Below are 22,778 nucleotides of genomic sequence, written 5' to 3' on the forward strand. Positions count from 1 at the left end.
CCCCGCCCCCCCCCCCCGCCCCGCCGCGCCCCCCCCCCGCCGCCCCCCCCCCGCCCCCCCCCCCCCCCCACCCCGCCCCCCCCCCCCCCCCGCCGGCCGCCCCCCCCCCCCCCCCCGAAGGGCCGCTCATCTGGATTCATGCGGCGAGCGTCGGCGAGACGATCGCCGTCGTGCCGCTGGTTGAGAGCATCCTCGATTACGGCGTCAACATCGTGCTGACGACGGGGACCGTCACCTCCGCTCAGGTTGCCGAGGAACGGCTCGGCGACCGCATCATCCACCAATACGTGCCGCTCGACCTCAAGCCGGCGGTCAGCCGCTTCCTCGACCATTGGCGGCCGGATTTGGCGATCATCGCCGAATCGGAGATCTGGCCGATGACCATCCTCGAGCTCGGCGCACGGCGTGTGCCGCAGGTGCTGGTCAATGGCAGGCTGTCGGACCGTTCGTACAAATCCTGGAAGAAGCGCGCCAACATCGCCGAGGCGCTGTTCGAGAATCTCGCCCATGTTGTCGCCCAGTCGGATGTCGACGGCGAGCGCTTCCTCTCGCTCGGCGCCCGACCGGTCACCGTATCCGGCAATCTCAAGGTCGACACCACGCCGCCGCCGGCCGATGAAAGGGCGCTGTACACGCTGAAGCGCCAGATAGGCGCCCGCCCGACCTGGGCGGCGATCTCGACCCATGACGGCGAGGAGGCGGTCGCCGCCGAGGTTCACGCGATGCTGCACAAGCGGCACCACGGTCTTTTGACCATCGTCGTGCCGCGCCATCCCGATCGCGCCGAAGCGCTTGCCGCGCAGATTTCCGGCATGGGCCTGAAACTCGCGCGGCGCAGCAAGGGCGACCGGATCACTGCCGATACGGACATTCTGCTCGGCGACACGATGGGCGAGATGGGGCTTTATCTCAGGCTGACAGAGATCGCCTTCGTTGGCCGTTCGCTCACTTCGGAGGGCGGCCAAAACCCGCTGGAGCCGGCCATGCTCGACACGGCGGTGCTGGCCGGCCGCAACGTCCAGAATTTTCGCGAGACCTATCAGCGCCTGCTCGACAGCGGCGGCGCCAAGCTGGTGCGCGACCGCGACATGCTGGCCGGCGCCGTCAATTTCCTTTTGACCAACGAGGTGGCTCGCCATGAGATGATGGCGGCGGGTGCGGCGACTGTCGAAGAGATGCGCGGCGCGCTGGCGCTCACCTTGAAGTCGCTCGAACCCTACATTCAGCCTTTGGTCGTCAAATCGCGCCTCAAGGGCGCCAACGGCCGTTAAGATGGCCAGCGAAGCGCCCCCCTTCTGGTGGGAAGAACCGGACTGGCGGGCGCTGGCGCTGACGCCGCTGTCGGCGATCTTTGCGCTGGTCGCCGGCCGCCGCATGCGCTCAGCGGCGCGCGAGAAGATCGAGGCGCCGGTGCTTTGCGTCGGCAACTTCACCGTCGGCGGCACCGGCAAGACGCCGGTGGCGATCGCACTGGCCCGGCAAGCCAGGCGCATGCAGCTCAATCCAGGTTTCCTGTCGCGCGGCCATGGCGGTTCCTTTGCGCGGCCGCATGTCGTCGATCCGCATCATGACGCCGCCAAGCATGTCGGCGATGAGCCGCTGCTTTTGGCCGAGCACGCGCCGGTCGCAGTGACGCCGAACCGTGCCGCCGGCGCACGCCTCCTGCTGGAAAAGCATTGCTGTGATTTCCTGATCATGGATGACGGTTTCCAGAGCGCGCGCATCCACATCGACTATGCGCTGGTCGTCGTCGACGCACGCTACGGCGTCGGCAATGGCCGCGTCATTCCTGGCGGTCCGCTCAGGGCTGGTATCGTCGACCAACTGGTTTTCACCAGCGCGCTGCTGAAGATGGGCGAGGGCCTTGCTGCCGATGCCGTCGTTCGCCAGGCGGCGCGCGCCGGCCGGCCGATCTTCGAGGCGCATACGCGGCCAACCAGCAAGGCGGGGCTGGCCGGCAAGCGATATCTGGCCTTTGCCGGGATCGGCCATCCCGAGAAATTCTTCGACACGGTCCGTCAGGCCGGCGGCGAGGTTGCGCTGGCCCGGTCGTTTCCGGACCATCATTTCTATGGCAAGGACGAGCTTGCCGAACTCGCGATGACAGCGCGAGGTGCCGGACTTGGCCTCATCACCACCGCCAAGGACGCCGCCCGGCTGCGCCACGATGCCGCGTCGGCCGATTTCCTCCGACAGCTCGATGTGCTGGAGATCGACACCGTGTTCGATCCCGACCACGTGCCCGAACGCATCATCGACGAGACTCTGGATGCCTGGCGGCAGCGCAAGCTGCAGGGTTGATCCAGGGACTTTCGAGAGTCGCGAGGTCGAACTTGTGCGGAATGCCGACGGGACAGGATCGCTACAGAACGGCTTTCATCTGCGTCAGACTAACGCCGACTGCGCAGTTCGGGATGTGCCTCGATCTCGCGGCGCAGCGAGGCCGCCGCACTCACATAGGGCTCCTGCCTGGCGACGCTCCAGTATTTGAGCTCATCGAGCGGGATGCTTTCGCCGGTGACCGCACAGCGCACAAAGGCGCCGGGGCTGGTCACCTGGAAGTCGCCGTCCAGGTAGCGGATACGGGCTTCCTTGCCGCCGGGGCCTTCAAAGCGATTCATCATGACATGGAGCCAAAGTTCATGACGATGTCATCGCCACAAAATGCCGGCAAGGTCAAGCTCCGAGCGAGGCAAGATTGGCTTCAGTCGGCTTCGTTTCGGCCGGCAACCAGCCGAGCAGGCCGGCAAAGTGGATGCCCCGCATATTACTGCTCGGCTGCGATGAAATCCTCGATCTTTTCCGCCGCCAGTCCGGCCTGGGCCGCGATGCGCCGGGCAAGCTCGGCTGCGGCGGCGCGCGGGCGCCCGATTGGTCGGTCGAGCCAGTAGGATATCGGGCTGAGGACGACGCGCTCGTCGGCGGCGATGATACGGCCAGACTTCAGTTGATCCTCGGTCATCGGCGGCCGCGCCAGCGCGATGCCGAGACCATGGGCTGCGGCGCCGAGCACCAGATTGTAGTCCTCGAAACGGCGGTCCTGCGGACGCGGGCGGTAGTCGATGTCCTGTGCGGCAAACCAGGCACGCCAGGCCGAGGCGTCGGAATCGTTGATCAGCGGGAATTTGAGCAGCCGGGCAGGGTCGCCTCGGCCGATCTCGCGGGCGAGGTCCGGCGAGGCGACCGGAAACACATGTTCCTCGAACAGCTGCACCGAGACGCGGCCGGGGATGCGGCCGCGTCCGCAGCGGATCGACAGATCGATGCCCTCGTCGGCAAGGTCCGCCTGGCGGATATCGACGTCGAGCACGATGCGCAGCCTGGACGGATTGCTTTCCAGCGCCGCCATGCGCGGCATCAGCCACAGCCCGCTGACTGAGGGGATCGAGGTCAGCCGCACCACGGCGGTGCCGCGCGGCTCGATCCAGCGGTCCGAATTGCTCGATATCAGCGCGAAGGCCTCAGTGGTGCGCAGATGCAGGCGGTTGCCTTCGATCGTCAGCGACACTCCACGCGCGCCGCGATCGAATACTTTCAGTCCGAGCCAATCCTCGAGCTTGGCGATCTGCCGGCTGACGGCGCCATGGGTGAGATTGAGTTTTTCGGCAGCGGCCGAAAAGCTGCCCGTCCGTGCCGCGGCGTCGAAGGCGCGCAGGGTTTCGAGCGGCAGCATCGCGTCTGAGCTGTGATCCATAGTCACAGCTGACCCTCGATTTGGTCGTTTGTCAACCGATCGGGAAAGGCGCTTTGTATGTTGAGAGCATGAAACGCGGGAATAGTGAAATGAACGCTTGTACCGGCACGTTGAATACGACACAGCGGATCGACACCACGGCGGCCATTGCGGTGGCGTTGACAGTGGTCGGCTGGGCCTCCGCCTTTCCGGCGATCCGTGCCGGCCTCGTTGCTTTCGGGCCGCTGGAACTTGGCGCGCTGCGCTTCGCCATCGCGGCGGTGCCGGCGGCGATCTTCCTCGCCGTCAAGCGGCCGGCGCTGCCCCGGCTCGATGAATTATGGCGCTTTGCCTTCGGCGGCGCCGTCTTCGTCGCGCTGTATACGGCGATGCTCAATTTCGGCGAGCTGACCGTCTCGGCGGGTGCCGCCGGCTTCATCATCAATGTCAGCCCGATCTTCACCGCGATCATGGCGATGGCGCTGCTTGGCGAACGCTTCTCGGGCCTGGCCTGGGCCGGCACATTGCTGTCCTTCGCCGGCATCGGCATCATCGCCATGGGCGAGGGGCAAGGGTTGCATTTCAACAATGGCGCGCTGCTGGTCCTCGGCTCGGCGCTGTGCTCGGCGGTCAACACCATCGTGCAAAAGCCGCTGTTTGCCCGCCATCATCCGCTGACCATTTCAGCCTCGAACATGGTGCTCGGCGCGCTATGCCTGCTGCCCTTCCTGCCGAACGGCCTGGCGCAGGCGGCAGTTGCCGATACCGCCGGTCTCGGCGCCGTCGTCTTTCTCGGCATCGTGCCAAGCCTCATCGCCTACGCCGCCTGGGCGACAGCACTTTCGCGGCTGCCGGCGGCGCGCGCCTCGAATTTCCTTTATCTGGTTTCGCCGGTGGCGACGCTGATCGGCTTCTTCTGGCTAGGCGAGGTGCCGACGCTGCTCGGCATCATCGGTGGCGCGCTGGCGCTCGGCGGCGTCATCGTGGTGAATTTGAAGCGGTGAATCAGAGGGTTGGAGCTGTCTCTTGACTCGAAAAGAGCCGCTATGCAGCGGCTCTTTTCAGACCCCCACCCCGCTGCTTTGCAGCGACCCTGCCCACAAGGGGGAGGGGTAAGTTGCTTGCGAGGTGTCCGCGGCTAGGCTCTCTACCTCCCCCTTGTGGGGAGGTCGGACCGAAGGTCCGGGTGGGGGCTGCGCCCTGCGAGTTCTTCATCGCCGCCCGAACAACCTCTCAATGTCGGCGAGCCTGAGCTCGATATAGGTCGGGCGGCCATGGTTGCAGGTGCCGGACCCGGGCGTCGCCTCCATCTGGCGCAGCAGTGCGTTCATCTCTTCCGGCTTGAGCAGGCGGCCGGAACGCACCGAGCCGTGGCAGGCCATGGTCGCGGCTATTTTGTCCAGCCGCTCTTTCAGCGTCTCGACGGTGTCGTTGTCGGCGATCTCGTCGGCAAGGTCGCGCACCAGCTGCTGGACATTGGTTTCGCCGAGCATCGACGGCGTCTCGCGCACCGCGACCGCACCCGGGCCGAAGCGCTCGACGGCGAGGCCGAAGCGGGCCAGTGTTTCGGAATGCAAGGCGAGCCGCTCTGCATCCTCTTCCGGCAGATCGACGATCTCGGGCAGCAACAGCATCTGCGACGGCACGGCGCGCGAATGCAATGCGTTCTTCAGTGCCTCGTAGACCAGCCGCTCATGCGCCGCATGCTGGTCGACGATGACAAGCGAATCCCTGGTCTGCGCGACGATATAGTTCTCGTGTACTTGCGCGCGTGCGGCACCCAGCGCCATGCCAAGCAGCGTCTCCGCCGCTTCGTCTTGTCCGGCGCGCGCGTCGGCGCTGTGAAGCGAACCGGCATCGAACGCCGCCTGATCGTTTTCGCCGAAGCCGCCATTTGCAGATCCTGCATCCAGCGGCCGTTGCGGCGAGCGGGCCGGATCGAAACCGGCGAAGCCGGAGGCCCGGTAGGCCGCTTCGTAGCTGCGATGGCCGTTGGCCGGTCCTGGATGCGCATAGGATGCTGCGCCCGGCCGGAAAGCCGCCATCATGCCGGCCGCTCCTGATGTGGCGGCACGGATGCCGGCATTGGCCAGCGCCTCGCGAATGGCGCCGACGATCAGCCCGCGCACCAGCCCCGGATCGCGGAAGCGGACGTCGGCCTTGGCCGGGTGGACATTGACGTCGACGATGGCCGGATCGAGGGTCAGGAACAGCACCGTCACCGCATGGCGGTCGCGCGGCAGCACGTCGGCGAAGGCGCCGCGGATAGCGCCGGCAATCAATTTGTCGCGCACCGGCCGGCCGTTGACATAGGCATATTGCTGCAGCGCGTTGGCGCGGCTGAAGGATGGTATCGAAACGTGGCCGGCAAGATGCACACCGTCGCGCATGGCGTCGATGGCGATCGCGTTGGCCGGAAAGTCGGCGCCCATCACTTGCGCGACGCGGCGCAACCGGCCTTCCGGGCTGTCGTCGGTCGCCGGCAGTTCCAGAGTCGAGCGGTCGGAACCGGCCAGCGTGAAGCGCACGGCCGGGAAAGCGATGGCGATACGCTTGATCACGTCGCTGGTCGCCGAGCTTTCGGCGCGCTCGCCCTTCATGAATTTGAGCCGCGCCGGCGTGGCGAAGAACAGGTCGCGCACCTCGACCGTGGTGCCGCGATTGGCGGCCGCCGGCTTGACGGCGGACACGCGGCCGCCCTCGATGCCGATCTCGGCGGCGCTGTCGCCGTTGGCGGTGCGCGAGCGGATCGACAGCCGCGCCACCGAGCCGATCGACGGCAGCGCTTCGCCGCGAAAGCCGAGCGAGCGGATGTCGTGAATGTCATCGGCGAGCTTCGAGGTGCAATGGCGTGCGATCGCCAGCGGCAGTTCCTTTTCCGGGATGCCCGAGCCGTCGTCGGTGACGCGGATCAGGTTCAGCCCACCGCCGGCGGTGACGATCTCTATTCTCGCTGCGCCGGCATCGAGTGCGTTCTCGACCAGTTCCTTGACCACGCTTGCCGGACGCTCGATGACTTCGCCGGCGGCGATCTGGTTGATCATCGTTTCGGAAAGCTGGCGAATGGGCATGGGGGTACTATACGCGGATTCGTCGCCCAAGCGGGAGGGGCGAATTCAGGAATCCGCGCCGCTCACCGTGCTCCTGCATTTCACGTCATCAGCCTGGGCAGTGCCGCTGCCAGCGCGTCGACAGCAAGGCGGACCTTCAGCGGCAAGTGAGGCGTCTGCAGCCAGAGCGCATAGGCGTCGTAAAGAAATCCCGGCTGTTCCGGCAACAGCACGACAAGTGCGCCGGCCTGAATGCACTCACGCACCAGCCAGTATGGCAGCCAGGCGAGCCCCATGCCGGCTGCCGCAGCATCGGCGATCGCAGCGAGGTCGTCGAGCCGCAGCCGGCTGACCGGCATGACCTCCAGCGCACGCCGGCCATCACGCGGAAACAGCCACGGTTGAACGACACGGCCCGAACGGCGGTAGATGATGGTCTGGTGGCTGCCGAGATCCTCTACCCGCCGTGGCTGCCCGTGCATCTCGAGATAAGATGGCGACGCGCAGACGACCATGCGCTGGCGCGCGACGCGACGCGCCATCACGCCGGCCTGATCCTCCAGATTGCCGGTCCGGATGGCAAGATCGCAGCCATCCTCTGCAAGATCGGCGATGGGATCGCTGAAAGACAGGTCGAGTTCCAGAGCGGGATATCGCTGCGCAAGCTCCAGCAGCATCGGGGCAACGCAGCGCCGGCCGAAGTGTACGGGCATGATGACGCGCAGCTTTCCGCGTGGTTCGGAAAGTTGATCGGCCGCCAGTGCATCCGCAGCTTCGGCTTCAGCGAGTACCATCCGGCAGCGCTCATAGTAGGCGCGCCCGAAGTCGGTCAGGCTCTGGCGGCGTGTGGTCCGGTTGATGAGGCGCACGCCCAGACGCTCCTCGAGAAACCGGACATGCTTGCCGACCATCGGTCCGGACAGATCGAGAGCGGCAGCAGTCGCCGCGAACGAGCCAAGATCGACGGTTTTGACGAACACGGCCATGCTCGTAAGGCGATCCATATTCAAAACTCCCAGTTTCTACTGTCTTGCCCAAGCAAGCATTTATCTGCCGGAGGGCCGATGGCATAGCGTATTCGGTTCAAATATTTTGGAGTTATGGCCGCATGGCACGTGTTGTTCGCTTCCATGAGCATGGTGGTCCCGAGGTTCTGCGCATCGAGAATCTCGATATTCCCGCGCTCGGTCGGGGCGAGATTCAGATCCGGGTCAAGGCATTGGGTCTCAACCGGGCCGAGGCGCTGCTGCGTTCGGGCACTTATATCCAGACGCCGCCGTTGCCTTCCGGTCTTGGCCTTGAGGCAGCGGGTGTCGTCGAAGCGGTCGGCGAAGCCGTGCACGGTTTTGCGCCAGGTGACGCCGTCAGCGTCGTGCCGCCATTATCGATGGCCCGCTGGCCCGCCTATGGTGAGATCGCCACATATCCCGCCCATCTCGTGGCCAAGCACCCGCCATCGCTTACCTGGGAAGAGGCGGCAGCCGTCTGGATGCAATATCTCACCGCCTATGGCGCACTGATCGACATTGGCAAGCTCAGCAGAGACGACTTCGTCGTCATTACCGCGGCATCGAGCAGTGTCGGACTTGCCGCGATCCAGATTGCCAACATCGTTGGTGCGACCGCGATCGCGGTGACGCGGACATCTGCCAAGAGAGAGGCCCTGCTCAAGTTCGGGGCGGCCCATGTCGTCGCTTCAGCGGACGAAGATCTGGAAGCCCGGCTGAAGGAAATCGCCAGTCCGGACAACATCCGAGTGGTTTTCGACGCAGTCGGCGGCCCGATTTTCGAACCTCTGACGGCGGCGATGGCACGGGGTGGCATTCTCATCGAATATGGCGGCTTGAGCCCCGAGCCGACGCCGTTCCCGCTGTTCGATGTGCTGGCCAAGACGCTGACGCTGCGCGGCTATCTCGTCCACGAGATCACTGGCGATCCGGTGAAGTTGGAAGCTGCCAAGGCGTTCATCCTCGACGGATTGATGTCGGGTTCGCTAAAGCCGGTAATCGCCAAAACCTTTTCATTCGAGCAGATCGTCGAAGCGCATCGCTTTCTCGAGTCGAACGAGCAATTCGGCAAGATCGTCGTGACGGTTGATTGAGCATTAATGGGAGCCTCACGCCTGCGCGGCCAGCCAGTCCCGCACCTTGCGAGCATTGTCGCTGAGGTCGCGGGTTCTCGACCAGATGACATGAAAGCCCTTGCCGGTCGTCATCGTGTGGCCGGTCGCACGCACGAGCAGTCCTGACGCCAGCAGGCGCTCGGCGAGGTGGCCCCAGCCGAGCGCAATGCCTTGCCCTTCCATGACCGCCTGGATCACCAGCGCATAGTCGTTGATGCGCAATCCGCGCCCGGCATCGGTGATGTTGACCCCGGCCGAGGCGAACCACTCGTCCCAGCTCGCGGCCTCGCGAAACGGCTCTTCGAGATGGATGAGCCGGTGCGATTGAAGATCCTCGACGGTTTCCGGCAGCCCGAACCGTGCCACATAGCTCACGCCGGCGACGGGGAATATCTCCTCGTCGGCCAGTCGCAGTGAATGATAGTCCGGCCATTCCCGGGGCTCGCCACCGCGCACAGCGAGCGGGATGCCCTCGGCGATGATGTCGAGATCGCGGTCGGCGGTCTGGATGCGCAGGTCGATGCCCGGCAGTTCGTCGCGGAACTGCTGCAGGCGCGGCATCATCCAGAACGAGCCGAAAGCCGTCGACGCGGCAAGCGTCACATGGCCGCCGGTCGCCTGTAGGCGCAAATCCTCCGCCGACTTGCGGATGTGCGACAGGCCAAGCGAGACGTCGGCGTGAAAGCGGTCACCGGCTTCGGTCAGGCTGACTTGTCGATGGCGACGCTGGAAGAGTTTCGCGCCGAGCTGCTCTTCAAGCCCGCGGATTGCATAGGACACCGCAGCCTGCGTCATGCCAAGCTCTCGCCCGGCGGCGGTAAAACTCGACAGCCGCCCGGCGGCTTCGAAAACGATCAGGCTGCCGGCGGACGGCAGCAGGTGGCGCAGGCTTCGCATAAGCTGAACTTATACAAGAGATCAGGATTTTCCAGCGTCACAGCTGTATTTTGTCTCGCTAAGTTGACTGGCTCTGGGAGGATGGAGTTTTCAATGAACGCACCGGCCGCCGAAGTCACCGAACACACCAACCGTCGAGCGGGTGGCCGCGTGGGGCGCAAGACGCTGCGGGGAATTCCCATGGCGTCGTTTCCGACCCTGGTCCGCAAGATTCCTGTGTATGAGATGGTCCCGGACGAGGCGGTGGAGCTGATCCACCAGGAGTCGCTCCTGATCCTCGAAGAGGTTGGCTGCGAGTTCCGCGACGACGAGGCCATCGCCCTGTGGAAGGCGGCCGGAGCCGATGTTTCCGAGACACGTGTCCGGATCGACCGCGCGCTCCTGATGGAGCTGGTGTCGAAGGTCCCGTCGGAATTCACCCTCAATGCCCGCAACCCGCAGCGTACCGTCCGCGTCGGCGGCAAGAATTCCATCTTCGTGCCGATGTACGGGGCGCCCTACGTGCGCGACCTCGACAATGTCAGGCGCTATGGCACGCTCGCCGACCTCAACAATTTCCACAAGCTCGCCTACATGGCGCCGGCGCTGCACTCGTCGAGTTCGGTCATCTGCGAGCCGATGGAAATTGCGGTGCCGAAGCGTCACCTCCACATCATCCATTCGGCGCTGAAGCATTCCGACAAGCCGTTCATGGGCATCGTGACATCAAAGGAGCGAGCCGAAGACACCATGGCGATGGCGGGCATCGTGTTTGGCGAGGACTATGTCCGCGACAATCCGGTGCTGGTGTCGATCACCAATTGCAATTCGCCGCTGGTGTGGGACGCCACCATGCTGGATGCGATGAAGGTCTATGCGCGCAGCAACCAGCCGCTGATCCTGGCGCCCTTCGCGCTGTGCGGCGCCTCTACTTCTGCGTCTGCCGTGGGAGCGGTCGCGCAGGTCAACGCGGAAGCGCTGGCGGGTGTCGCGTTCACGCAGCTGCTGCGTCCGGGGTCGCCGCAGATCTACGGCCAGTTCATGGTCACCGTCGACATGAAGACCGGCGCCCCGATGGGCGGCACGCCGGAGGCCGCCCAGATGATGTATCTCATGGGAGCTCTGGCACGCAAATACCGGTTGCCGTGGCGCACCTCGGGCTTCCACGTCGGGTCGAAGCTCAATGACGCCCAGGCGGGCTACGAGGCGAACATGCTGATGCATGCCGCCATCCTCTCCGGCGCCAACTACATCTGGCACTCCGCCGGGTGGCTGGAGGCCGGCCTGAGCTGCGGCTATTCAAAATTCGCGACGGACTGCGAACAGCTTGTCGGCTGGTACAAATATGCCGGCGGGCTTCCGTTCGACGATTTCAAGGAGGCGATGGCGGCAATCCGCGAGGTGGGCCCGCAGGGCCACTTCCTCGGCACCAAACACACGCTCGAACATTTCGAGTCGGCCTTCTTCATACCCTCGATCATGGACTTCAATTCGTACGAACAGTGGAAGGCAGAAGGCGCAAAGGATCACGACACACGCGGTCGCGAGAAAGCGCGCAACATGCTGGCGGATTATCAGGAGCCGAAACTTGATGAGGGCATCGCCGAGGGGCTGACGGATTTCATTGCGCGGCGCGAGGAGGCGCTGCCAAACAGCGTCAGTTGACGCGACGGACGAACAACCAACGGGAACAAAAAGGGAGAAAAAAATGACATTCTTCAGAAGCAATGGCGACCGCGTGCCGGGCGCTATCGAGGCAATGGCGAAAGAGACGCGTGCAGGCCGCATGGACCGGCGCGAATTCCTGGCGCTGGCCAGTGCTTTCGGCGCGTCGACGGCTCTCGCCTATGGCATGATCGGCCTTGCCGCGCCGACAAAGGCCCTGGCCGACGAACCGAAAAAGGGTGGAACGCTGCGTGTCGCGATGTCGGTCAAGGCGCAGAAGGATCCGCGCACCTATGACTGGACCGAGATGGCAAACGTCACCCGTTGCTGGCTGGAGCCGCTCGTCCGCTATACGCACCAGTTCACGTTCGAGCCGGTCCTGCTCGAAAGCTGGGACGTCAATGACGACGCCACCGAATACACACTGCATCTGCGCAAAGGCATCACCTGGAACAATGGCGATGCCTTCAACGCCGATGACGTGGTCTCCAATCTGAACCGCTGGTGCGAGAAGGGTGCTTCCGGCAATTCAATGGCCGCGCGCGTCGGTGCGCTGATCGACGCAAAAACCGGCAAGGCCAGGGATGGCGCCATCACCAAGGTCGACGACCACACAGTCAAGCTGAAGCTGTCCGAACCCGACATCGCGATCATACCGGGCTTCACCGACTATCCGGCTCTGGTCGTGCATCGCGACTTCGACAAGGATGGCGCCGAACCGATCAAGAAGCCAATCGGTACCGGGCCCTTCGAACTGGTGTCCTATGAAGTAGGTACGAAGGCGGTCGTCAAGCGTCGCGAGAACGGCAAGTGGTGGGGCGGTGAAGCGCCGCTCGACAGCGTCGAATTCATCGACTACGGCACCGACTTCAACGCCTCGGTGAATGCCTTCGAATCCGGCGAGATCGACGTCAATTTCGAGACACCCGCCGACTTCATCGACATCCTCGACCAGATGGATCTGGTGAAATCAGAGGTTGCGACGGCGACCACGCTCGTTGCCCGCACCAACATCACCCACAAGCCCTATGACGACCAGCGAGTGCGCAATGCGCTGCAGATGGCTGTCGACAACAATGCCGTCATGCAGCTCGGCTACGCCGGGCTCGGCACCGTCGGCGAGAACCACCACGTCGCCCCGATCCATCCCGAATACTATCCGCTGCCCAAGAAGACACGCGACGCCGCCGCCGCCAAGAAGCTGATGGCGGATGCCGGGCAGGCCGACTTCGAGCACGAGCTGATCACCGTCGAGGACGAATGGCAGAAGAACACCGGCGACGCGATTGCCGGCCAGCTGCGCGATGCCGGCATCAAGGTGAAGCGCACAGTGCTGCCGGGCTCGACCTTCTGGAATGACTGGACGAAGTATCCGTACTCGATGACCATCTGGTACATGCGCCCGCTCGGCGTCCAGGTGCTTGCGCTCGGCTATCGCTCGGGCGAGGCCTGGAACGAAACGGCCTACGCCAACCCGGATTTCGACGCCAAGCTGAAACAGGCGCTCTCGCTGGCTGATCCTGCCAAGCGCAAGGAGGTGATGAAAGACGTGGAGCAGATCCTGCAGGATTCCGGCGTCATCATCCAGCCGTTCTGGCAGAAGCTCTACTGCCACATGAGCAAGAAGGTGAAGAACTACGGAATGCACCAGACCTACCAAATGGACTTCCAGAACGTCTGGCTGGACGCCTGAGTTAGCTCCCAAGGCTGGCAATGACCCGCCGGCACCTGTTGCAGAAAACAGGTGCTGGCGGACCGCAAACCTTTGAAATCAGCGAGTGCGTCAAACATGGCCGACGACGAGATCATCCTTTCCGAGCTTTCCGACGACGAACTCGTGCAGCAGATGCACGACGACCTCTATGACGGGCTGAAGGAAGAGATCGAGGAAGGCACCAACATCCTTCTCGAGCGCGGCTGGGCGCCTTACAAGGTGCTGACCGAGGCACTAGTCGAAGGCATGCGCATCGTCGGCGAGGATTTTCGCGACGGCATCCTGTTCGTGCCGGAAGTGCTGTTGTCGGCCAACGCGATGAAGGCCGGCATGTTCATCCTGCGTCCGCTGCTTGTCGCCACCGGCGCGCCGAAGCAGGGCAAGATGGTGATCGGCACCGTCAAGGGCGACATCCACGACATCGGCAAGAACCTTGTCGGCATGATGATGGAGGGCGCCGGCTTCGACGTCATCGACCTCGGCATCAACAATGCGGTCGAGAAATACATGGCAGCGATTCAAGAGCATCAGCCCGACATCATCGGCATGTCGGCGCTTTTGACCACGACCATGCCCTACATGAAGGTCGTCATCGACACGATGAAGGAAAAGGGCATTCGCGACGACTACGTCGTGCTGGTCGGCGGTGCACCATTGAACGAGGAATTCGGCAAGGCCGTCGGCGCCGATGCCTATTGCCGCGATGCGGCGGTGGCGGTCGAAACTGCCAAGGACTTCATGAAGCGCAAGCACAACGTCCGCGTATCATAGCCGCAAGGCAAGTTTCCGTCCTTCGTGGAAGGCGTAGGGCGCCTGGCGCGGAGCGACGGCGTCGCCGACCTCCATGAAAGGCTGGGACGTGCTTTCCAACTCTTTCGCCAGCCGATTCGCCGCCACATTGGTGGTTGCAAGTACAAGGCAATCGCCAGGCACGAAGCTTTCTTCACGCGTGTTGTGGTCAACGATGGTCACGCCGTCCCCGTGCCATTCCAGCACGCTGACATCCAACAACCATGTGACGCCAAGCTGGCGCAATGTCCGTCGCAGCGGGAAATCGGCAGCCGTCCGCTGCAGTTCCTTGCCGACCAACGGATCGGGCGTGAGAATGGTCACTTGATGGCCATCCTCGGCAAGTTTCCAGGCAGTGCCACAACCGCGCCAGCCTCCGCCCTCGTCGAGCAAAAGCACGCGCTTAACTGGTCGTGCATGGCGGGCCATAACGGACTCGATCGAGAAAACATTGCCCTTTTCTATGCCTGGCAGGCTCGGCATTGCCGGCAGAGCCTTCTGAAATCCGGTTTCGGGAGACACCGATCCCGTGGCCAGGATGACGGTATCAGCTTGGAAAGAGGCGATTTCCGAAGCCTCGACGTAGGTGTTGAGTCGTACGTCGACGTTCAGCTTGTTAAGCTGGCGTTCATACCACCCGAGAAGGTCGAGGATTTGCCCGCGGCGCGGCTGCAGCCCGGCGAGCAGAAAGTTTCCGCCCAGCCTACTGGAGGCTTCCGCCAGCACCACGTCGTGACCCCGCTCCGCGGCAACCCGGGCCGTCTCGAGGCCGGCGGGACCGCCGCCGACGACAAGCACCCGTTTCTTGATGGCAGCGGACGTGAACCGGTCACCACCCCATTCAAACTCGCGCCCTGCAGAGGGATTGATAAGGCAGCTGATCCAGTAGTCGCGCGAACGACGGCCCCAGCACATCTGGTTGCAGGATATGCATCCGCGCACATCCTCGGGCCGGTCCGCCGCGGCTTTGCGTGCCAGATGCGGGTCGGCGATCTGGCCGCGGACGATCGAGACCAGGTCTGCAGCTTTCTCGCCGAGCACGGTTTCGGCGTTTTCAGGCGTCCTGATATGGCTTTCGGCGACCACGAGGGCCGTCTTGACCACGGCCTTGAGGGTCGTCGCAAGATCGGCGCCAAGCTTCTCCGGATAGAGAAACGTCGGCATTATCTTGTAGAAGTCGAGGTAGCTACCGGTGCCGCAGGTCACGTAATCGATCAGCCCCTGCTCATCGTGCAGCCGAATGATCTCCGCCAGTTCCTGGCGACTGAGCGCGACTGTGTAATCAGGTTCGTCGCTGACCGAGAGTCCAATGATGAAATCGAGGCCGCATGTTTCGCGGATGCGGGTTAGGATTTCGCGCGAGATCCGCGTGCGGTTGTCGAGCGACCCTCCCCATTGGTCCTCGCGTCGGTTTGTCCAGGGCGTCCAGAACTGATCGACCAGTCCGAGATAGGCAGCCCAGACTTCGACGCCGTCGAAACCGGCTTCCTGGCAGCGGCGCGCCGCCTGAACGAAGCTGTCGATGGTTTCCCAAATCTCACCCTCGGACATGGCGTGGGAACCGTCGCTGTCATGATAGCTCGGCAGGCCCGAGGGCGACCAATGCGCGTGAAATGAGTTGTCCGAATCCCCGTGCGCTCCGACGTGATAGAGCTGCTGGATGGCGATCGCCCCGTGGTCCTTGATCGCGCGCGTGACCTGCTGGAAATGAGGAATGACGCTATGGTCGTCAGGTCGAAAATTGCCGCGTGTCAGGACGGCGGCCTGATGGACGGGCATGGGTTCGACAACAATCATTCCGGCCCCACCGAGCGCTCGCTCGGCATAGTAGGCAACGTGTCGTTCGGTCGGCACGCCATTTTCGGCCATGTTGGCGGTATGAGCCCCGAACACGATCCGGTTTCGGAGCGTGCGACTGCCTAGCTTTGCAGGTGAAAACAGATGCGGAAAGAGTTTTGACATAATATCACACCAGCGGTCGGAGGAAGGCCTCGGGCGGCAGTCAGGTGGCTTGTCCCATAGTCACGGATTTCTGGAGCGCCGCGGCAAGGCCGGCTGCCACGGCAGATTCAAACCCGGCTGCGCGCATGGCCTCGATCGCTGCCGCGGTGGTGCCGCGGTAGTCGAGGAAGGTCTGGACGATATCTTGGGGATGGTCTGGACGAGCCTCGAGGAGTTTTCCGGTTCCAACAAGCACCGCGCTGACGCTCCGCCGGGCAATATCTGGATCCATTCCTCGGCTGACGGCATCGTCCATCATCGCCGCCGCCAAAAGCGCCGGAAACGCTGGACCGGATCCGGTCAGGCCCGTCAAATAGTCGATATCTGCTTCTGTTTTGACTTCATCGGCAGCGCCACAGGCCTCCAGAATCCGGCGAACGACATTGCGGCCATCGGCGGTGACGCTCTGAGAGCTTATCCAGGGAGTATAGGAATTCCGCACCTCTGCCGCTGCATTCGGAAGCGTGCGGACTACGCGGTCGGTTTTAAGACGTCCCGCCAGTTGGTCGAGAGTGATCCCGGCCATAACCGACATGGCGAGCTTGCCGGACGCAGTAATGTCGATGGCAGGCCAATCCTGGGGCCGGACCGAGACGATGATGACATCAGATCGATCCACCAGTTCCTGGTTGTCCCTGGTCCATGTAGCGTTTGGCAGAAAGTCGGGTTGCCTACTTCTATGAGAGAGCGTGAGGTGCTCTGCGGCGACTATTTGCGCATCAATAATGGCCTCGGCGATAGCGCGTCCAAGCCAGCCAATTCCGCCGATTATTCCGATGCTCAGGGGTTCACCCATTGTCGAAACGCTTCCTCAGCCCGCCGAATAACCGTGTCTGGCGAAGAACCGGTCGAGTTCGCGCTTCCGCGGGGCCTTACCTGTAAAAATCTCCACGTACCCGGGAATGCGCTTCATGCGGTCGGCGACATCTTCGCTGGTCTGCATTGAGATGTAGCCGATCTGCACGAGGTAGATGGTGCGCGCTCGAACATCGGCTGAGCCTTCGTCGTAACCAAAGCGGACAAACATCTGGCTCAATGCATCGAGACGCGTCTGGTCGGCTTTCTGCACCTCCGCCAGAATGTCAGGGGATTGAAGCGCCCAGCTTCTGACTGCGAACTCGAACTGGGAATCGAACAAGGATTTGTCGAGCCAGCAGTCGAAAACGTTCAGCATCGCTTCAGCGACCGTCTCGGCGTATGCCTCAGCCTGCTTGACGAGGTTGCCGGTGTTCTTGTCCCGCCAACGGGTCACGAGGGCAGCCAACAGTTCTTCTCTATCCTTGAAGAACCAATAGAAGCTGGTGCGCGACAGGCCCAATTTCTTGGCCAGTGGCGATATTCTCACCGTGTCGACGCCGGATTCACGAAGCAGGTCGTAGGCGGCTTCAAGCCACCCCTCCGGCGATCCGCGCCATCCGCTATCGTTCGAAATTTGCTCCATGAGCGATCAGCCTAACAAAATATCAAAGTGAAAACCAGCAAAATGTACACCTCTGTCGACTCTATCGACTTCTCAGAAGCGAAACTTGACATAGATGTACATTTTCGATAGCGTTCGCACTTGCCATCTCAGCCCGGAGTCCGTCAAATGTCGAGCGATCCCCTTCTGCAGCCGTACAAACTCAAGCATTTGACCCTGCGCAATCGCATCATCGTGACCTCCCACGAGCCGGCTTATCCGGAGGACGGGATGCCGAAGGAGCGCTATCTTGCCTACACGGTTGAAAGGGCGAAGGGCGGTGTGGCGATGACGATGACAGCCGGGTCCGCTGCGGTCTCGAAGGACAGCCCCCCGGTTTTCAACAACCTGCTCGCCTACAAGGACGAGATCGTGCCGTGGATCAGGCAGATGACAGATGCGGTGCACGAAGAGGGCGCCGCCATCATGATCCAGCTGACCCATCTTGGACGGCGTACACGCTGGGACAAAGGTGACTGGCTTCCCGTTGTGGCGCCGTCCCACCATCGTGAAGCCTCACACCGCGCATTTCCCAAGAAAATTGAAGACTGGGATATCGAGCGCATCATCAAGGACTTTGCGGACGCCGCCGAGCGGATGAAGGCGGGCGGGATGGATGGCGTCGAGCTCGAGGCTTATGGCCATCTGCTCGAACAGTTCACGTCGCCTCTCACGAACGACCTTGACGGCCCGTATGGTGGTTCCCTTGATAATCGCATGCGCTTCTGCATGGACGTCTTGAAGGCGATCCGGTCACGGGTCGGCGAGGACTTCATCCTGGGCGTCAGGTATACTGCGGATGAATGTCTCCCCGGCGGCACTGGCAAGTCAGAGGGCATTGAAATCTCCCAGCGCCTCAAGGAAAGCGGACTTATCGATTATCTCAACGTGATCCGCGGCCACATCGACACCGATGCGGGCCTGACGGACGTCATTCCGATTCAGGGAATGGCGAACGCGCCACATCTTGATTTTGCCGGCGAGATTCGTGCGGCAACCAACTTCCCAACTTTCCACGCAGCGAAAATACCGGATGTGGCGACTGCCCGGCACGCGATTGCGTCGGGTAAGGTGGACATGATCGGCATGACGCGCGCGCACATGACCGACCCTCACATCGTGCGCAAGATCATCGAAAAGCGCGAAGACGAAATCAGGCCCTGCGTGGGCGCAAACTATTGCCTTGACCGTATCTATCAGGGCGGGGCGGCATACTGCATTCACAACGCCGCGACTGGCCGTGAGCTGACCATGCCGCATATTGTCGCCAAGGCCGACAGCCGCAAGAAGATTGTCGTGGTCGGTGCAGGTCCGGCTGGCCTCGAGGCCGCCCGCGTGGCGGGTGAGCGGGGACACGAGGTCGTGGTCTTCGAGGCCGCCAGCGACCCTGGAGGGCAGATCCGGCTGACAGCGCTGAGCCCGCGCCGCAAGGAGATGATGAGCATCATCGATTGGCGCATGGCCCAGTGCGAAAAACATGGAGTGGCCATCAGGTTCAATGCCTGGGCGGAAGCCGAAACCATCGAGGCGGAAAATCCGGATGTTGTCATCGTCGCAACGGGCGGGGTGGCGCACACGGACGTCCTTTCCAAGGGCAACGAGTTCGTGGTGTCGTCTTGGGACATCATCTCCGGAGACGCAAAGCCGGGAACCAATGTCATCATCTTCGACGACGCGGGTGACCACGCGGCACTCCAGGCCGCGGAATTCCTCGCCGGCGCGGGAGCGAAGGTTGAGATTATGACTCCGGACCGGTCATTCTCACCCGAGGTCATGGCTATGAACCTTGTGCCCTACATTAGGTCTCTTCAAAAACTCGATGTGACCTTCACCGTTACCTATCGACTTGAGTCTGTTGAAAAGAATGGCAATCAGCTCATTGCAAATGTAGGCAGTGACTACGGCGGTATATCCAAACAGCGCGTCGTGGATCAGGTCGTGGTCAATCACGGCACCATTCCGCTGGACGACATCTATTTCGAACTGAAACCGAAATCGACCAATCACGGCGAGATTTCGCAAGATGAGCTCATCGCCGGGCAACCACAGTCGGTGGTGCGGAATGCGCAGGGCCAATTCCAACTCTTTCGTATCGGCGATGCCGTTTCAGCTCGCAACACCCACGCCGCGATCTACGACGCGCTGCGACTGGCGAAAGATATCTAACGTCCGGCAACGGACGATAGCGTCCGCTCACAACAAGGGCTCCGAGATGAACAGAAGTGAGGCCCTGCAATATTTTGTAGACACAGCGTTCGTGGCCTTCGACCAGTTCTCACACGACCTGCGATCGCGCAGATCGATCATCCAGCTCTTCGCCCAATCGGAGGTTCCCGGGCCTGAAAAGACCAGGGCCGGGAGCCGTTTGCCGGTCTGTTCCTATCTCAGCCCGGCGTTGGCGGAAGAGGCGATCCCGTCTACGCTCCGCAACTTGATTGAGCGCTTCAAGGCGATCGAGCCGCTGCTCGAATGGCGGCTGAAATCAAATCCCGCGCCGTCTGCCAGCAGCAATTTCCGTGACGGTCACGTCAACGCGATGATCCTTGGCCCGGGCGGCCTCGAGGACAGAAACGATCTGTGGCTCGGCGTCACTTTGATGGCTCCTCACGTCCGGTATCCCGACCACGATCATCCGCCGGAAGAAACCTACCTCGTGCTTTCGCATGGCGAGTTCAAGCAGGCTGACAAGGATTGGTTTTCGCCCGGCATCGGTGGATCATTCTACAATCCGCCAGGCATCAAACACGCGATGAGGTCGCTGGATCGGCGGCTGTTCGCTTTCTGGGCGCTGTTGGTGGACCAGACGCATCACTGAGCTTGCCCGAAACCCGGCTACCGGCCAAGGAAGAGCCAAGACCGCCTTGCGGGTGAAGCGCGTGACTCATCAATAGCTTCATCATCGACTTCGGTTGACCGCGGACCGTCAAGGCGCTGCCGATTTCGAAGAAGCGCCTTGATCAAAGATCGCGAAATGGTTGCTATATCTCGACTTTCACACGGCCAACCGGATTAGAACAGCAAGCAAGGATGTAGCCGTCGGCAATCTCTTCGTCGGTGATGCCGCCATTGTGGACCATATGCACATCGCCATCGATTTTGCGAACCTTGCATGTCCCGCATATCCCCATACTGCAACCCGATCGGATCACCAGACCGGCAGCCCGTGCCGCAGCCAGGATCGTATCCGTCTCGACGCATTTCGCCGAGACGCCGGATAGGACAAATTCGATCTCGGCCTCGTTGTTCTCGGCGGGAACGAAGTCATCCGGGACCTTCTCGGCCTCAGGAAGCGGCGCGCGGAAGCTTTCCTGATGGTAATTTGCCATGTCGAAACCGAGACCGGCCAGCGCCTCGCGCACGGCTTGCATGAAGGGCTCGGGCCCGCAGCAGAACACCTCGCGATCAAGATAATCCTGCGCCATCAGTCCGAGCATCAACTGGTTGAGCATGCCTCTGTAGCCGGTCCATGGCCTGTATGGATCGGTCTGCTCAACCACCCATTTCAGGTCGATGCCAGTTACGCGCGACGCCATATGCTCCAGCCGTTCGCGGAAGATGATCTCAGAAGGGCGGCGCGCGCAGTGGACAAAGACGATGTCCGGATCAACTCCGGAATCATACAGATGTGTAGTCATGGACATCATCGGTGTGATGCCCGAGCCGGCTGAGATGAAAAGATACTTTTCGGCTGGCTGATGTGCCATCGAGAAGGTGCCCCCCGGACCTATTGCCCGCAGGCGCATTCCCGGACGGAGGCTGTCAAACATCCACTGCGTTCCGACAGAGTCGGCCTGCGCCTTTACGGTAATGGTCAGCGAGGTCGGCCGCGACGGAGATGAGGATATCGTGTAGGTCCGGTAGACCGGACCGCCGGGAGTGGGCAGTTCCAAAGTGAGGAACTGTCCCGGATCAAAATTGAACAGCGCTCCGGACGGCGACCGGAAACAAAAGGTCAGGACGTTCGGCGCCTCCGGAAGAAAGGAGGCACATTCGAGTTCTTCCGCGTCGGTCCAGAAAACCAGCCTGGGTTTTGCCACCACGTTCATTGCTTCACTCCGCGGCCAATCGCATCGAGGCCTGAGAGCGCCCAAGCCAGTTCGCATACCAATCGACGAATTGGGTCACACCGCTTTCCTGAACCGGCGAATATGGTCCGGGAACATAGGCAGGAGAGAAGATCCCTTGCTGGTTGGTCTCGACGATCTCACGGTCTTCATCATTGGTAGAAATCCAGACCTCGGTCAGGCGCTTGAGGTCGTAGTCGAGCCCTTCGACGGCATCTTTGTTCACCAGCCAGGTGGTGGTGACCTCGGTTTCCGTGGCGCTGATTGGCGTGACCCGGAAGGTCAAGGAGTGATCCGGCAGGAAGTGGCTCCAGGTCGTCGGATAGTGGAACATCAACAGCGAGCCTGCTTCGGGCAGCGCCACCTGGCCAAGATTCTTGCGAACGGCAGTCTTGCCGTCGAGCGTGTAGCTCACCGCCTTTTGCTGCAGCGGCATCCGCGCCAGGCGAAATTGGCCGCTGCCGCCAAGGCGGAACTGCGCCGGCGCGCCTGAGGCTTCGCAACGGTCAAAATGCGCCTGGAGGGTCGCCGAGACCGACCCGTCGGTAGACACCCCGGCCACTTCCGGGTCGAGCGAGAAGGAGCGGCAGAGCGACGGGTGGTTGCTGCTGCAGTGGTAGCATTCGCGGTTGTTTTCCCACACAAGCTTCCAGTTGGCCTTCTCGATGATAGTCGACGTATGCGCAACCTTTGCATTGTTGAGGTCATGGACCTCTAGGTAGGGAAGGGCCAGGTCGGCAAACGGTTCGAAGTCTGGGGGCGTAGCGGACAGACAGACGTAGATCAGGCCGGCAAGATTGCGCAGATGGACCGGCTTCAGCCCGTGTTTGGACATGTCGAAGTCGGGCCCCATGTCATTTGCCCAGATGAGCTTGCCGTCAAGCTCATAGGTCCACTGGTGATAGGGGCAGACGAGTTTGGCCACTTGGCCTTCGCGCGCCTTGCAAATCATCGAGCCGCGATGGCGGCAGGAATTGTGGAAGGCGCGGATTTCACCATCGCGGGCGCGCACGATGACCACCTCATAGGCACCCACGCGCATCGTCACGTAGCTACCAGCTTTCGCAAGCTGGCATGTCGGGACCGCGTAGAGCCATTCCTGGTAGAAGATGTGCTCGAGATCGAGCTGGTAAATCGTCGGCGAAGTGTAAAAGGGCTGCTCAAGGGCATAGCCCGAGACGCGGCGCGCTAGCAACTCTTGGATCGAGGGCGAGGGGGCGTTCATGCGGAATTCCATAGATGGCGTGCATATTTGAGATGAAATTTTCTTGCCTGAACGCCTTTCGCGCAATAGCACTAATTTTCAGAACGATTTAGTTCAGCTAATCTGTTGCAGTCAGCGAGCCATCCAAAAAGCGGGTCCGA

19 protein-coding genes are annotated in these 22,778 nt (G+C 62.2%); 9 read left to right on the forward strand and 10 right to left on the reverse strand.

Annotation, left to right across the window (positions count from 1 at the left end; translation table 11 throughout):
- Both waaA and lpxK read left to right on the forward strand, forming a co-directional pair.
- Positions 1 to 1,271 (forward strand): lipid IV(A) 3-deoxy-D-manno-octulosonic acid transferase (waaA, locus tag AC0L17_RS29650; protein WP_473518379.1); only part of this gene is annotated, 1,271 nt, incomplete at its 5' end.
- A 1-nt stretch (position 1,272) separates the two neighbouring features.
- Complete coding sequence (lpxK, locus tag AC0L17_RS29655) at positions 1,273 to 2,301, forward strand: tetraacyldisaccharide 4'-kinase (RefSeq protein WP_473518380.1); 1,029 nt, start codon at positions 1,273 to 1,275, stop codon at positions 2,299 to 2,301.
- Positions 2,302 to 2,390: 89 nt separating this feature from the next.
- Here lpxK and AC0L17_RS29660 read toward each other — a convergent pair whose 3' ends face one another.
- The gene (locus AC0L17_RS29660; protein WP_027153867.1) at positions 2,391 to 2,624 is read right to left on the reverse strand and encodes a DUF2093 domain-containing protein; all 234 of its coding nucleotides are present in this window, start codon (positions 2,622 to 2,624) and stop codon (positions 2,391 to 2,393) included.
- Between the two features lie 143 nt (positions 2,625 to 2,767).
- Positions 2,768 to 3,694, reverse strand: coding sequence for a LysR substrate-binding domain-containing protein (locus AC0L17_RS29665; RefSeq protein ID WP_473518381.1), 927 nt, complete (start codon positions 3,692 to 3,694; stop codon positions 2,768 to 2,770).
- Positions 3,695 to 3,783: 89 nt separating this feature from the next.
- Between AC0L17_RS29665 and AC0L17_RS29670 the strand changes: the two genes are divergently transcribed.
- Positions 3,784 to 4,677: a DMT family transporter gene (locus tag AC0L17_RS29670; RefSeq protein ID WP_473518382.1), complete on the forward strand. Its 894-nt coding sequence runs from the start codon at positions 3,784 to 3,786 to the stop codon at positions 4,675 to 4,677.
- Between the two features lie 207 nt (positions 4,678 to 4,884).
- Here AC0L17_RS29670 and mutL read toward each other — a convergent pair whose 3' ends face one another.
- Together mutL and AC0L17_RS29680 are read right to left on the reverse strand one after the other, a co-directional pair.
- On the reverse strand, positions 4,885 to 6,744 hold the full coding sequence (gene mutL, locus AC0L17_RS29675; protein ID WP_473518383.1) for a DNA mismatch repair endonuclease MutL: 1,860 nt from the start codon (positions 6,742 to 6,744) through the stop codon (positions 4,885 to 4,887).
- 80 nt (positions 6,745 to 6,824) lie between these two features.
- The gene (locus tag AC0L17_RS29680; RefSeq protein ID WP_473518384.1) at positions 6,825 to 7,727 is read right to left on the reverse strand and encodes a LysR family transcriptional regulator; all 903 of its coding nucleotides are present in this window, start codon (positions 7,725 to 7,727) and stop codon (positions 6,825 to 6,827) included.
- A 104-nt stretch (positions 7,728 to 7,831) separates the two neighbouring features.
- Between AC0L17_RS29680 and AC0L17_RS29685 the strand changes: the two genes are divergently transcribed.
- Positions 7,832 to 8,824 (forward strand): zinc-dependent alcohol dehydrogenase family protein, encoded by a 993-nt coding sequence (locus tag AC0L17_RS29685; RefSeq protein WP_473518385.1) that lies wholly within the window; start codon positions 7,832 to 7,834, stop codon positions 8,822 to 8,824.
- Positions 8,825 to 8,839: 15 nt separating this feature from the next.
- Here the strand turns inward: AC0L17_RS29685 and AC0L17_RS29690 are convergent, their stop codons facing one another.
- Complete coding sequence (locus tag AC0L17_RS29690) at positions 8,840 to 9,742, reverse strand: LysR substrate-binding domain-containing protein (RefSeq protein WP_287229811.1); 903 nt, start codon at positions 9,740 to 9,742, stop codon at positions 8,840 to 8,842.
- A gap of 93 nt (positions 9,743 to 9,835) precedes the next feature.
- Between AC0L17_RS29690 and AC0L17_RS29695 the strand changes: the two genes are divergently transcribed.
- From AC0L17_RS29695 to AC0L17_RS29705, 3 genes are all read left to right on the forward strand, one after another.
- On the forward strand, positions 9,836 to 11,386 hold the full coding sequence (locus AC0L17_RS29695) for a trimethylamine methyltransferase family protein (RefSeq protein ID WP_287173345.1): 1,551 nt from the start codon (positions 9,836 to 9,838) through the stop codon (positions 11,384 to 11,386).
- Positions 11,387 to 11,429: 43 nt separating this feature from the next.
- A complete protein-coding gene (locus AC0L17_RS29700; protein WP_287173343.1) occupies positions 11,430 to 13,079 on the forward strand; it encodes an ABC transporter substrate-binding protein in 1,650 nt (549 codons plus the stop codon).
- Positions 13,080 to 13,175: 96 nt separating this feature from the next.
- Positions 13,176 to 13,871, forward strand: coding sequence for a corrinoid protein (locus tag AC0L17_RS29705; protein ID WP_473518386.1), 696 nt, complete (start codon positions 13,176 to 13,178; stop codon positions 13,869 to 13,871).
- On the opposite strand, the gene AC0L17_RS29710 is transcribed toward AC0L17_RS29705, so the two are convergent.
- Genes AC0L17_RS29710 through AC0L17_RS29720 form a run of 3 tightly spaced genes read right to left on the reverse strand, consistent with a single transcriptional unit; the run spans position 13,866 to position 17,331 of the window.
- Complete coding sequence (locus AC0L17_RS29710) at positions 13,866 to 15,851, reverse strand: oxidoreductase (protein WP_473518387.1); 1,986 nt, start codon at positions 15,849 to 15,851, stop codon at positions 13,866 to 13,868. The two genes, AC0L17_RS29705 and AC0L17_RS29710, sit on opposite strands and share 6 nt — an antisense overlap.
- Positions 15,852 to 15,891: 40 nt before the next feature.
- Positions 15,892 to 16,686, reverse strand: coding sequence for a pyrroline-5-carboxylate reductase family protein (locus tag AC0L17_RS29715; RefSeq protein ID WP_473518388.1), 795 nt, complete (start codon positions 16,684 to 16,686; stop codon positions 15,892 to 15,894).
- A gap of 15 nt (positions 16,687 to 16,701) precedes the next feature.
- Positions 16,702 to 17,331: a TetR/AcrR family transcriptional regulator gene (locus AC0L17_RS29720; protein ID WP_473518389.1), complete on the reverse strand. Its 630-nt coding sequence runs from the start codon at positions 17,329 to 17,331 to the stop codon at positions 16,702 to 16,704.
- A gap of 147 nt (positions 17,332 to 17,478) precedes the next feature.
- Between AC0L17_RS29720 and AC0L17_RS29725 the strand changes: the two genes are divergently transcribed.
- Together AC0L17_RS29725 and AC0L17_RS29730 are read left to right on the forward strand one after the other, a co-directional pair.
- Positions 17,479 to 19,515 (forward strand): oxidoreductase, encoded by a 2,037-nt coding sequence (locus tag AC0L17_RS29725; RefSeq protein ID WP_473518390.1) that lies wholly within the window; start codon positions 17,479 to 17,481, stop codon positions 19,513 to 19,515.
- Positions 19,516 to 19,561: 46 nt separating this feature from the next.
- Positions 19,562 to 20,164 (forward strand): dimethylsulfoniopropionate lyase, encoded by a 603-nt coding sequence (locus tag AC0L17_RS29730; protein ID WP_473518391.1) that lies wholly within the window; start codon positions 19,562 to 19,564, stop codon positions 20,162 to 20,164.
- A gap of 163 nt (positions 20,165 to 20,327) precedes the next feature.
- Here AC0L17_RS29730 and AC0L17_RS29735 read toward each other — a convergent pair whose 3' ends face one another.
- Together AC0L17_RS29735 and AC0L17_RS29740 are read right to left on the reverse strand one after the other, a co-directional pair.
- Positions 20,328 to 21,395 carry an FAD-binding oxidoreductase gene (locus AC0L17_RS29735; protein ID WP_473518392.1) on the reverse strand — a complete coding sequence of 356 codons (1,068 nt, stop codon included), beginning with the start codon at positions 21,393 to 21,395 and terminating at the stop codon, positions 20,328 to 20,330.
- A gap of 4 nt (positions 21,396 to 21,399) precedes the next feature.
- Positions 21,400 to 22,638: an aromatic ring-hydroxylating oxygenase subunit alpha gene (locus tag AC0L17_RS29740; RefSeq protein WP_473518393.1), complete on the reverse strand. Its 1,239-nt coding sequence runs from the start codon at positions 22,636 to 22,638 to the stop codon at positions 21,400 to 21,402.
- Between the last annotated feature and the right edge of the window lie 140 nt (positions 22,639 to 22,778).

Source organism: Mesorhizobium sp. WSM4829 (assembly GCF_055811475.1).